Here is an 11,045-nt window from a genome sequence, read left to right as displayed (position 1 = left end):
TGGCTTTAAAGCCGCCTTAATAAAACAAAATTAAAAATTATTTGATAATTAACACAGAATCTCTCTCCGACTGCGTCGCATAGAGGGGCGAGGAAAATATTCTTGTTTTCTTAACCCTCTTTGCGGCTTCAGCCGGAGAGAGGGTCGGCCAGCGAAGCGTTGCCTCATCGGGGTGAGTCGAACCGCGTTCTAAAAGCCAATGCTTATCCACCCCTCCCCCTTAACTGTCATACAATTACTACAAAACAGATTTTGGGTTTACCTGTATATTTGTTTAATTTGATAACCAACAATCAGATATCATGAAAAAACGAAATTTACTTTCGGCTATGTTGCCTGTAACAGCAATAGCCGGCCTTGCATTGCTGCTTAATGCCTGCAAAAGCGGCAGTACTGATCATAAAACCGGGGCAGATACAACTTCGACAAGCACCAGCTCGCCTAACGCCGGGCTTAAATTACCTGCAGGCTTCAGCGCCGCTGCGATTGCCGAAAAAATGGGTGGTACCAGGGAAATTGCCATTACCCCGCAAAACAACATCTACGTAAAGCTTAATAACTTTAAAGATGGCAAGGGTATATTATACCTAACCCAGGATAGTAGCAAAGCCACTTTAAAAACCAGCTTTGGTGATTACAAAGGCACGGGAGTTTATATAAAAAAAGGATATCTGTATACTTCATCGGATGAGGAAGTTTTCAGGTATAAACTGAATGATAAAAATGAGGTGATTAGCCCCGATCAGCCTGAAAAAATTGTTACAGGTCTGTTAAGTCGAGGCGAGCACGAGGCGAAAGCGATTACGCTTGATAACGATGGCAACCTGTACGTAAACATAGGCGCTTATTCAAACGCATGCCAGGTTGCGGATCGTAAAAAGGATTCGCCAGGCCAAAAGGGCTGCCCTATTTTAGATTCGGCTGGCGGTATCTGGCAGTTTAAAGCTGATAAACTTAACCAGCATTATGGCGATGGTATAAGATATGCCACCGGTTTGCGTAACGTGGTTGGTATGGACTGGAACCAACAGAACAACCAGCTTTTTGTGATGCAACACGGTCGTGACCAGTTACATGATTTGTTCCCGCAATACTTTACCACCAAACAATCGGCCGATTTACCTGCCGAATGTATGTATGCCCTTAAAAAAGGCGACAACGCCGGTTGGCCTTACATGTATTACGACTGGCAGCAACACAAAAAAATATTAATGCCCGAGTATGGGGGCGATGGCAAAAAAGAAGGCGGCGAAACAGCTATTGATCCTGCGGCGGCTTTCCCTGGCCACCTTGCTCCCAACGGTTTGTTGTTTTATACCGGCAGCCAATTCCCGGAGAAATATAAGAATGGTGCTTTCATCGCTTTCCACGGATCATGGAACCGCGCGCCGGAGCCTCAGGCTGGTTACTTTGTGGTATTTCAGCCGTTTAAAGATGGCAAAGCAAGCGGCGATTACGAGGTATTTGCGGATAACTTTGCAGGTTCGGCAGATAAAGCAGCCGGCGGCAGAGCAGAACATCGTCCATGCGGATTAGCTCAAGGACCTGATGGTTCATTATACGTAACCGATGATAACCAGGGAACCATTTACAAAATCACCTATAAAAAATAACAATGGACTTCAAAAAAGCCCTTTTAATGCTACTTGCTTTTAGTTTGTTTACAACTACGCTGCAGGCGCAAACCAAACATAAAAAGAGATCTACCGCAACCAATGCTCAATCGCCAGCCCTAAAGGCCTCGATTGCTGCAGGGTTGCCCATATTTACCGAAAATTGTATAGTCTGCCACCAGGCTGATGGCACGGGGATACCAAACACCAATCCGCCGCTCATCAAAACGCCCTTTGTAACCGGCGACCAAACCCGCCTTATAAAAATTATATTAAATGGTTTTAATGATGATGTGGAGATTTTGGGCAAGCGCTACGCTAACACCATGGCATCGCACGATTTTTTAAGCGACCAGCAAATTGCCGACTTACTTACCTACGTACGCAACAGCTTCGGAAACAAAGCGTCGGCCATAACCATGGCGCAGGTAAAAGCGGTACGGGCGGGGAAATNAAGGCGAAAGGCGAAAGGCGAAAGGCGAAAGGCGAAAGGCGAAAGGCGAAAGGCGAAAGGCGAAAGGCGAAAGGCGAAAGGCGAAAGGCGAAAGGCGAAAGGCGAAAGGTTGCTTCGCAACCTTCTTCAAAAAACCTTTTACCTTTCGCCTTTTACCTTTCGCCTCCTATCTTACTCTGTTACCTGGTAAGTATAAGCCAAGGTATGTTTCATTTTTGAGCGTACGCGTTTCAGACTCTGTTCAATATCTACTTTATCGCTATTGATGGTTACTTCCATAAAGGCTTTTTGGTAGTTGAGCAGGGCTTTTGTCCAGTTTTTGTTTTTCTCGTAAAACAAACCCAACAGGCTGTAAATTTCGGCGGTATCAACCCCGGGGGTATTCAGGGCTTTTACAGATACGTTGCTAACCAGTTTTTCCATGTTCAGAAAAACCAGCAGATCAAGGTAATCTGTATAGTTATCAGGAAACGATGGTTCCAGTTCCATGCAGGTTTTAAAATGATAGCCTGCTGTTTGGTAGTCCTTCATTTCGTAGTAATGTATAATACCCAGCTGGTAATGCGCGCGGGCAAATAAAGGATCGTTGTTAATGATCTCGTTCAGTAATTTTAATCCCTTAGTAGTTCTTCCGTATGAAAGTTTATCCACGGCCCGCAAATACTTTTCTTCGATAGTATAATCAGTGTCCATAAATTTTAAAATGTAATTGCGCCGCTTCAACGCAGTGCTTGGTCAATAAATAATGTTGTAATAAATTCTGTCCGTATAAATAATTATGGCGCTAAACCGGACTTGAGAAGAGTATCACAGATGCGTAACTCTTCTGCTGCGACACCATGGGCCACATTATAGTTTTGCAGAATGAGTTTTGAAATAGCATTGTATTAATTTTTTACAAATCTACAATTATTGTAGCAATTTGCAAAATAGCGTATTTGGTGTGGGGCGATGAAAACATCGACCATAACCGGAGAGGACAAATTAAAATTGCACATTCTCTTGATGTAGAGACGCAACATTTTGCGTCTCCAACAGTACATAGCAAATTTGTAACCGCTGATTGCATATTGGATTTGCACGCGGGAGAGGCAAAATATCGCGTCTCTACAAAAAAGTTTTGTTTGCAGATCTTAAGCAGCGATAGCAGTATTGGCTTTACCAGCCTCTATCAAAAAGTTGGCTTTCAGTTCTCTTTCAGATACTATTACGCTAAAATCCTCATATTTAATGCCGTGTTCAAGCGGATAAACGGTATAACCTCTTTTTAGGGCGTCATACGCTCCAAGCTCGAAAATTTCGTCTTGTTGCTTTCCTTTTATCTTGGCGCCGCTCACTAACTGGTAAGCGTCGAATATATTTTCAAAATTATTGTTTTTCATGGTACGCCTACCAATACAATTACTTTGCCAGTTTTTATCCGAACCATTCAAAAAGGTCATTTTGTTTCAGGGTAGCCTTTTTTTCGCCATCTAAATCATTGATGATCAACCCTTCTCCCATCTGTATTATCCTTGTGCCATAGGTGAAAGCATCTTTAAGATTATGGGTGATAAGGACGGCGGTAAGCTTAAAATCGCTGATCAGCTTATCGGCAGTACGCATTACTACCTCGGCAGACCGGGGATCAAGCGCGGCGGTTGGTTCATCTAACAGTAAAACCTTACAAGTATCCATCACGCTCATTAAAAGCGTGAGCGCCTGCCGCTGCCCACCCGAAAGGGTGCCCATAGGCTGCTCTATTTTATTTTCAAGGCCCATGCCAAGGGTTGCAATTTTATCTTTTACTTGTTGCTTAAATTGATCATTGATACCTATAGATAAACCTTTGGATTTAGTACGGAGAGCCGCAAGGCGAAAATTATCCAGGATGCTAAGGTCTGACGCTGTACCACTCATTGGATTTTGGAATACCCGGGCAATCCACTGGCTGCGGCGATGATCGGCCAGTTTGGTTACATCATTGTCATCGATAACAATAGTTCCTTTATCCGGGAACACGCTACCAGCTACCAAATTAAGTAGGGTTGTTTTACCCGATCCGTTGGAGCCAACAATCACCAAAAACTCCTCGCTTTTAATATTGATGCTGATGCCATTAACAGCGTTTACCTGGTTGGCCTTGCCCTTATTAAAAACCTTGTGAATATCGTTTATGGCTATCATGAGGCTTTATTAAAGGATAAACGTGGCAAACTAACAATCAACAGTACAAAAGCAGCTGTAACGAGTTTTAATAAGTTAGGATCAACACCCATTGCTAATGTAAAGGCGAGCACCAACTGAAAAATAACGGCACCGGCTAAAACAAGTGCTAAACAGATCCAAATATTGGTAATCTTAAACCAATTGATAAGCGTTTCGGCAATAATAACGGAGCCAAGGCCAACGATCACAATACCTATCCCCATACTGATATCAGCAAAACCCTGAAATTGAACAATGAGATAACCGCTTAAAGCAGTAAGCGCGTTTGCCAACGCAAGCCCGGTAATCTTCATCCTATCTGTATTAACACCCAACGCGCGGATCATCGATTCACTGTTGCCCGTAGCCCGCATGGCAATACCGAAATCTGTTTTTAACAGGTAGCCTATTAAAAAGGTGATCACAATAACGAATATGGAGATGATGATGAGTGTATTTTGATTTGGATCGGCTATTAAATGAAAGCTGTTAAACAGTGACGGCAGATCACTCACCGGTAGATTTGAACGACCTAACACAATAAGGTTTACAGAGTAAAGCCCCGTCATGACTAAAATACCGGCCAGCAGCGCGTTTATTTTAAGTTTGGTATGAATCAAACCTGTTAATGCACCCGCCAACGCACCGGCAATAATAACAACAGGTAAAATAACCCAGGTTGATTGATGATGAGTAAGCATTATACCAGTTACAGCACCACCCAGGGTATAGCTACCATCAGTAGTAATATCTGGGATGTTGAAAATTTTCATGGAAATATAAATACCCAGCGCTATAGCCGAAAAACACAAGCCCTGCAATAAAGCGGTTAGGTAAAAATCCATTTATTTAACAGCCTGGAAATTTGACGGAATAGCGATATTGTATTTTTTAGCAGCGACTGGATTGTATACCCTCGTCCTGATTTTTACCAATTCGGGTTTTATGCCATCGGTTTTATGCGTTTTTAAGTATTGTGCGGCTTGCTCGCCTGCCTGGTATCCCCATTGATAAATATCGGCACCAAAGGCGGCTACAGCCCCACGTTTAACCAAACCTGCTTCGCTGGTAAAGATGGGCACATTTTTTTCGTTACAAGCCTTCAAAATAGTTTCAAATGATGCAAATACAGTATTATCCGGATTGGCGAAAAACGCGTCTATATTTTTACTCAGAAGCGATTGTGTTACCAGTTGCGCATCGGCCGAAGTGTTTACCGGCAAGGCAACGATTGTAATATTCTGCTTTTCGGCCAAGCCTTTTATCCTCGCTAAAGCATCCTGTGATTGCGGTTCCGATTGATTATAGATCATCCCGATCACCAGTTTGGCACCTTTCGGCTTTAATAATTTAGGGATGATATTAAATGATGTATCGATATAATTCAGTTCCTCCAAAGCGCCAAACAAATTAGCCGGGGCTTTACCGTTCGCGTCAAGCACTTTCATACGCTCGGGCACCGGCGATACCATGGCAAATACCGGGATATCTTTTGTTTTTTGCAATGCAGCTACAGTTGCCAGCGTGGTACAGGTAGCCAGCAAATCAACCTTTTCTGATACAAAGTGATTAACGATAAGGCCAAGCGTGGGGATATTTCCCTGGGCGTTGCTGTATTCTATTTGAACAGTTTTCTTTTCTTCGCTAAAGCCGTTCTTTTTTAAGGCATCGGTAAAACCGGTACGGGCCTGTGAAATGGTAGCATCCTCAAAGGCATCAGCAAAACCAACTACAGGCACATCAACAGCCTTGGGTTTTGGCTTACAGGCCACCATCGAAATTAATAAAAGAGCAGCGGGTAGGTATTTAAAAAACTTCATTGTACTAAATTATATATTTATGCCGAAAGCTAAAAGCATAAGGGCAAAAGGTGAGAATTGTTTGACGGGCGGGGTGGATAATATCTACTCACCCCGCCCGTCATTGCGAGGTACGAAGCAATCTCTACGTATACAGGGCGGCTTTGCGTTATTCACTCTTTATAGCTTGGAGATTGCTTCGTAGCTCGCAATGACGGGTTTTTTAATGCTAAAATCCCCAAAAGCAAAAACAGCCTCCCGCAAAGGTGGCTGTTAAGAATAATATAGGATAAATGCTTTCGGTGTGTGATTATAAACCTGCATACTCGGCAGCTTTAACTTTTTCGCCGGTTAATTTTTCTGTAGCGTGGTCTGCAACAAGGTTGGTCCTGTTTACGCTTGATGATACATTGTGTATCAAATTGTATTCGCTTACGTTGCCGCTTAGGTTTGCTTTAGCGCGGTCGGCCATGGTTACGCTGGTGTTATAGGTGTCTAATTTAAGGTCGGCAGATGCGTTGTTGTATAGTTTAACATCCAATTCAATGGCAGATAAGTTTCCGAATGATTTTACTTCGGCATTATCATAGGCAGTGATAGCAGTTAATTGTTTTGCGGTAACCCAAACTACCAGTTTTTCATTTTTATATGATGAAATACGTAATACCCCTTTTTGTGATTGAACCAATGCGCTTTCGGCATAATACTGGTTGTAAACCTTAACCTGATCGGCTGTGCCGGTTGAAACGTAAACCTGTACGTTACCATAAACTTCTATTTTATTGATGCTGCTGATATCGGTTAAAACGACGGCTTTGTTGTTACCATTATTGGTAGTTGCGAAGGTTGAATTTGTGAAGCCAAGTACTGTAACTATTACTGTAACGATGGCGATAATGTTAGTTTTCATGATTATTAATATTTTGATTGTCAAGTAATTGTTTATTTATATTTTCTAAATACACCAATATGACGCCCTCAATAAAGAATCGTTACAGCCATATCCGGGCTAATAGTTGTACTGCGGTTTTTAGTCGGTAAGCGGTGGATTTTACCCGGTGAAATGAGGAGGAATTTTTGTGGTGCGGGTGGCGGGAGATGTGGTTCGGGTGGCGTGGTTCGAGGCTCGGGGCCTATTTTGTAACAAGTTTATGGGAAGGTTGCTAACCTCTTAAAGAGGATAAGATTGATGAAAAGCACAAGGATCTCTGGTATCAAAGTATCGTAACATAAAAGATACTTAAGCTAAAGTTAAAACTGGCACGGATTTGGTAAATAGCTTAGTATGCAAGTAGTACACATCAACATCAATCAACCGGTAAAAAAGATCACCAATAAGATTGTTGACCTTTTTACAAAAGAAGCAGTAACGCTTAAAGCTATCCATAACCAACTGATGGGCAATAACCAAGATAAAGCACCGCAATTTACAGGCTTCATCGCCTAATCATTATATACCCATCTACCTATGGAAACAAGCTTCTTATTTTAAGAGGCTTTTTTTGTTGGTGGAGGTTAATTAGGTTGGAATGCAATCAACGGATGCTTTGTTTTATTAATTTTCAAATATTTTTGAACTACAGCGTACTCAATCAACTTATTCTAACTCAATCAACCTAATCAACTCAAAAAAATCCAACTCAAGAAAACACAACTCAATCAACCGCATCCGGTTTCGCCGGATTGGCCGGATCATAAATCGCTACCCCTACCCTCGAATCGGCGCAGCCGTAGTATAAAAACCATTTGTTTTTAAAGTAAACCATACCTTCAATAAATACGGTACCATTTACGTACTGACCACTTTTTTCGAAGGGTTCCATTGGTCTTAAAAAAGGTAGATCGAGCCGGGTTATAGGTTTAGAGGGGTCTTTTTTATCGAACAAAGCCTGACCGGCACAATAGGAGTTTGCATTGAATCTTTTATCCCGGTCATCGTCGGCTTTATTTTTACCGTTGTAAAATAAAATGATCCCTTTATCTGTCATCAAAGCAGGTGGGCCACATTCTGTTAAGTCACTATCAAAATAACCTTTACGGGGCGAAATGAGTTGTTTCAACTCGCCATTAGCATCAATAACCGGTGCCCAATCAACCAGGTTTGTGGATGTAGCTGCATACACATGCTGCTCGCCCCAATACAACCAGTATTTACCGTTTATTTTGATGATCACCTGCTTGCCATTCACAACTTTGGTTAGTATCGATGCTGATTTACTGGCGATATTGAAAAATTTACCGCCGTAGGCCGTTTCAAAAATAGGTCCGTGCTTTTTCCAGTGAATCAAATCTTTAGATGTGGCTACACCCAGGCGGGGTAACTTGCGGTTCCATTCGGTATAAAAAACAACGTAAGTGCCGTTAGGAGTTACTGCTACCCGTGGATCTTCACAGCCGCCGGGCCACTCAAATTCTTTAGCATTATCATTAGCCGGAAAAAGCACCGGGGCCTTCCGCCTGTTAAAGTGAATACCATCACTGCTCTCGGCATAACCAAGGCGAGAGGTACGGAAACCGATGCCGATGCCAAACAGATCTTCGGCCCGGTATAAAACAACTACTTTGCCATTTTTGATAGTAGCGCCGGGATTGAAAGTATCATTGGCTTCCCATGGCACTTGCTTTTTACTCACCGGGTCCATAAAACGCGATGCAGTATCCGGCGAGATAATTGGGTTTACATCAATCGGCCTGGCAAAGCCACCGAATGCCCATGCAGGTAACACATTGGTTTGTGCCTGCCCAAAACAGGCATCAACAATTAGCAACAACACTAAAAACTGAACAGTTTTTAAAATATTTTTCATAAAAGCAGCTTATAATATGGTGGCTTATTATTGGCCTGGCATAGCCAGCAGGGCAATATTTGGTTATAAAAACGCTATACACTAACGCAAGCCGATTTATAACGTTTTCAAAAATAGTAAATTTAAACACCATAAATAAACCAATTACCTAACCTGCAAAAAGGTAAATCAAAAGCTAATGAGAAGATTATTTTTACTCGCATTTTTATTTTTTACACTCAGTGCAAAATCACAAACTTTAAGCCCGCGGCAACAGTTCCCAGGCTTGTTTGAAGAGGTGCAGCTATCTAACATTTTTCCCGATAACAAAACCTTTGTTGATGCGGTACCCAAATATGATCCGGCTGTGATTATGAAGGCTTACCGTGAGGAAAAGGGTAAACAAGGCTTTGATTTAAAAACATTTGTGCTGGCTAATTTTGATATGCCGGTATCGCACAATTCTTTTCAAACAGATATTGAAGCGGGTATCCGCAAGCATGTTGATACCCTATGGCAGGTTTTACAGCGCCGACCAGATGAGGCAAAGCCAAATTCATCAACACTTGCCTTACCAAATCCTTATATAGTACCGGGCGGGCGTTTCAGGGAAATCTATTATTGGGACTCGTACTTTACCATGCTGGGGTTGTTGGAAAGCCACCAGACTAAGGTGATCCATAACATGGTTGAAAACTTTGCCTATTTGATTGATAAATATGGTTTTATACCCAATGGTAACCGCAGTTACTACCTTACCCGCTCGCAGCCGCCATTTTTTGCAATGATGGTTAACCTGCTTGAGAAAGTTGAAGGTAAAAAAGCGCTCATTCGTTTCCGACCGCAATTAATCAAGGAATATGAATATTGGACACAAGGCGTAGGAACTATTGCCCCTAACCAGGCCACCCACCGTGTGGTAAGAATGGCCGATGGCGAGTACATGACCCGCTATTGGGACGAAAGCGACCAGCCGCGTGAGGAATCATATGTAAAAGATGTTGATGCGGCCAAAGAGACCACGCAACCCTTACCACAGTTTTATCACAACATCAGAGCGGCAGCGGCCTCAGGTTGGGACTTTAGTACACGCTGGTTTGATGCATCGGGCAAGTTACCAACTATACAAACTACTGATATTGTGCCGGTTGATTTAAACTGTTTAATGTATAATATGGAACTGACTATAGCCCGTAGCCTTGACCAAATTTATAACGCTAAATTGGCCAAACTATATAGAGAACGTGCAGCACGTCGCAAACAAGCCATCTTAAAATACTGCTGGAACTCCAAAACCGGATGGTTTGATGATTATAACTGGCAATTAAAACAGCCATCACCCATACCTACCCTTGCCGCCGAATTTCCTTTAGAATTTAAGATCGCTAACGAGGAGCAAGCCCGTTTAGTTGCTGAAGGCCTGAAAAACAACTTTTTAAAACCCGGCGGACTGGTTACTACGCTAAACTTCTCGGGCCAGCAATGGGATGCGCCAAACGGCTGGGCACCATTACAATACATGGGGATAGATGGCTTAGAAAAATACGGATACAATGCGCTGGCTAAAGAAATAGCCACCCGCTGGTTAAAACTCAACATCCGTGTGTTTAAGCAAACCGGTAAACTGTTAGAAAAATATAACGTGGTAGATACCAAGCTAACTGCCGGCGGCGGCGAATATCCCCTGCAAGACGGCTTCGGGTGGACCAATGGGGTGTTGCTGCACCTGATGAACCGTTACCATTTTGATGCCGAGCAGGAATCAAAGGGCTTGCCGGAGAATCAGAATTGATAAAATCTTCGTAGCTGCATTCAAACAGGGAGGCTAAAGACTTACGCAGTTTTAAAAACTTCGTAAGTCCGAGATCTGTATAAAAAACGTCATTGCGAGTTTGTAAATCCAGGGACTCTGAAAGTGAAATGACAACATCAAGAAAAAAAGGGGTCATGCTGAGCCTGTCGAAGCACGCGGGCGAAGGCCTCTGCGCGCGAGTCTTCGACAGGCTCAGACTGACAGCCCTCTTTGTTTTTTTACAACTTGTCATGGGTAGGCACGAAGCAATCTCCGGACTATACAGGGCGAACTCAGCAACGCCGATTTGCTTGTTTAGAAATTGCTTCGCACCTCGTATTATAGGTCTACGACATATCCAAATTTTATTTAAAAGAATCATTTTTTATGCGATTCTTCTATAGTTCTCCACAT

Annotated in this window: 11 protein-coding genes; 4 read left to right on the top strand and 7 right to left on the bottom strand. The window is 42.7% G+C overall.

Annotation, left to right across the window (positions count from 1 at the left end):
* Positions 1-302: 302 nt before the first annotated feature.
* Positions 303-1,613 (top strand): PQQ-dependent sugar dehydrogenase, encoded by a 1,311-nt coding sequence (locus QWZ17_RS02630; RefSeq protein ID WP_290303335.1) that lies wholly within the window; start codon positions 303-305, stop codon positions 1,611-1,613.
* A 2-nt stretch (positions 1,614-1,615) separates the two neighbouring features.
* Entirely contained in the window at positions 1,616-2,257 is a 642-nt protein-coding gene (locus QWZ17_RS02625; RefSeq protein WP_290303334.1) for a c-type cytochrome, read from the top strand.
* Here the strand turns inward: QWZ17_RS02625 and QWZ17_RS02620 are convergent.
* The 6 genes from QWZ17_RS02620 to QWZ17_RS02595 all read right to left on the bottom strand — a co-directional run bounded on the left by QWZ17_RS02620 (position 2,239) and on the right by QWZ17_RS02595 (position 6,963).
* Positions 2,239-2,760 (bottom strand): tetratricopeptide repeat protein, encoded by a 522-nt coding sequence (locus QWZ17_RS02620; protein WP_290303333.1) that lies wholly within the window; start codon positions 2,758-2,760, stop codon positions 2,239-2,241. The two genes, QWZ17_RS02625 and QWZ17_RS02620, sit on opposite strands and share 19 nt — an antisense overlap.
* Positions 2,761-3,200: 440 nt before the next feature.
* Positions 3,201-3,449, bottom strand: coding sequence for a hypothetical protein (locus tag QWZ17_RS02615; protein WP_290303332.1), 249 nt, complete (start codon positions 3,447-3,449; stop codon positions 3,201-3,203).
* A gap of 34 nt (positions 3,450-3,483) precedes the next feature.
* The gene (locus QWZ17_RS02610) at positions 3,484-4,233 is read right to left on the bottom strand and encodes an ABC transporter ATP-binding protein (protein ID WP_290303331.1); all 750 of its coding nucleotides are present in this window, start codon (positions 4,231-4,233) and stop codon (positions 3,484-3,486) included.
* Entirely contained in the window at positions 4,230-5,099 is an 870-nt protein-coding gene (locus QWZ17_RS02605; RefSeq protein ID WP_290303330.1) for an ABC transporter permease, read from the bottom strand. Before QWZ17_RS02605 ends, QWZ17_RS02610 begins: the two co-directional genes overlap by 4 nt.
* Positions 5,100-6,074, bottom strand: a complete 975-nt coding sequence (locus tag QWZ17_RS02600; protein ID WP_290303329.1) for an ABC transporter substrate-binding protein — start codon at positions 6,072-6,074, stop codon at positions 5,100-5,102.
* Positions 6,075-6,363: 289 nt separating this feature from the next.
* Positions 6,364-6,963 carry a GIN domain-containing protein gene (locus tag QWZ17_RS02595; RefSeq protein ID WP_290303328.1) on the bottom strand — a complete coding sequence of 200 codons (600 nt, stop codon included), beginning with the start codon at positions 6,961-6,963 and terminating at the stop codon, positions 6,364-6,366.
* A 375-nt stretch (positions 6,964-7,338) separates the two neighbouring features.
* Here QWZ17_RS02595 and QWZ17_RS02590 point away from each other — a divergent pair, with 375 nt between their 5' ends.
* Positions 7,339-7,500, top strand: coding sequence for a hypothetical protein (locus tag QWZ17_RS02590; RefSeq protein ID WP_290303327.1), 162 nt, complete (start codon positions 7,339-7,341; stop codon positions 7,498-7,500).
* A 208-nt stretch (positions 7,501-7,708) separates the two neighbouring features.
* Here QWZ17_RS02590 and QWZ17_RS02585 read toward each other — a convergent pair whose 3' ends face one another.
* A complete protein-coding gene (locus QWZ17_RS02585; RefSeq protein WP_290303326.1) occupies positions 7,709-8,860 on the bottom strand; it encodes a beta-1,2-mannosidase in 1,152 nt (383 codons plus the stop codon).
* A gap of 178 nt (positions 8,861-9,038) precedes the next feature.
* On the opposite strand from QWZ17_RS02585, the gene treF reads away from it, so the two are divergent.
* Entirely contained in the window at positions 9,039-10,631 is a 1,593-nt protein-coding gene (treF, locus tag QWZ17_RS02580; RefSeq protein ID WP_290303325.1) for an alpha,alpha-trehalase TreF, read from the top strand.
* The last annotated feature ends 414 nt before the right edge of the window (positions 10,632-11,045 follow it).

The organism is Mucilaginibacter flavus, from assembly GCF_030409315.1.
GTDB lineage: Bacteria > Bacteroidota > Bacteroidia > Sphingobacteriales > Sphingobacteriaceae > Mucilaginibacter > Mucilaginibacter flavus.
The sequence above is the reverse complement of the archived record's forward strand: the minus strand, read 5'-3'. Positions and strand labels throughout refer to the sequence as shown.

Excerpts from the sequence above, each read along its gene's own strand:
- QWZ17_RS02630 (WP_290303335.1), top strand. The coding sequence starts at position 303 with ATGAAAAAACGAAATTTACTTTCGGCTATGTTGCCTGTAACAGCAATA.
- QWZ17_RS02620 (WP_290303333.1), bottom strand. The coding sequence starts at position 2,760 with ATGGACACTGATTATACTATCGAAGAAAAGTATTTGCGGGCCGTGGAT.
- QWZ17_RS02615 (WP_290303332.1), bottom strand. The coding sequence starts at position 3,449 with ATGAAAAACAATAATTTTGAAAATATATTCGACGCTTACCAGTTAGTG.
- QWZ17_RS02610 (WP_290303331.1), bottom strand. The coding sequence starts at position 4,233 with ATGATAGCCATAAACGATATTCACAAGGTTTTTAATAAGGGCAAGGCC.
- QWZ17_RS02605 (WP_290303330.1), bottom strand. The coding sequence starts at position 5,099 with ATGGATTTTTACCTAACCGCTTTATTGCAGGGCTTGTGTTTTTCGGCT.
- QWZ17_RS02600 (WP_290303329.1), bottom strand. The coding sequence starts at position 6,074 with ATGAAGTTTTTTAAATACCTACCCGCTGCTCTTTTATTAATTTCGATG.
- QWZ17_RS02595 (WP_290303328.1), bottom strand. The coding sequence starts at position 6,963 with ATGAAAACTAACATTATCGCCATCGTTACAGTAATAGTTACAGTACTT.
- QWZ17_RS02590 (WP_290303327.1), top strand. The coding sequence starts at position 7,339 with ATGCAAGTAGTACACATCAACATCAATCAACCGGTAAAAAAGATCACC.
- QWZ17_RS02585 (WP_290303326.1), bottom strand. The coding sequence starts at position 8,860 with ATGAAAAATATTTTAAAAACTGTTCAGTTTTTAGTGTTGTTGCTAATT.
- treF (WP_290303325.1), top strand. The coding sequence starts at position 9,039 with ATGAGAAGATTATTTTTACTCGCATTTTTATTTTTTACACTCAGTGCA.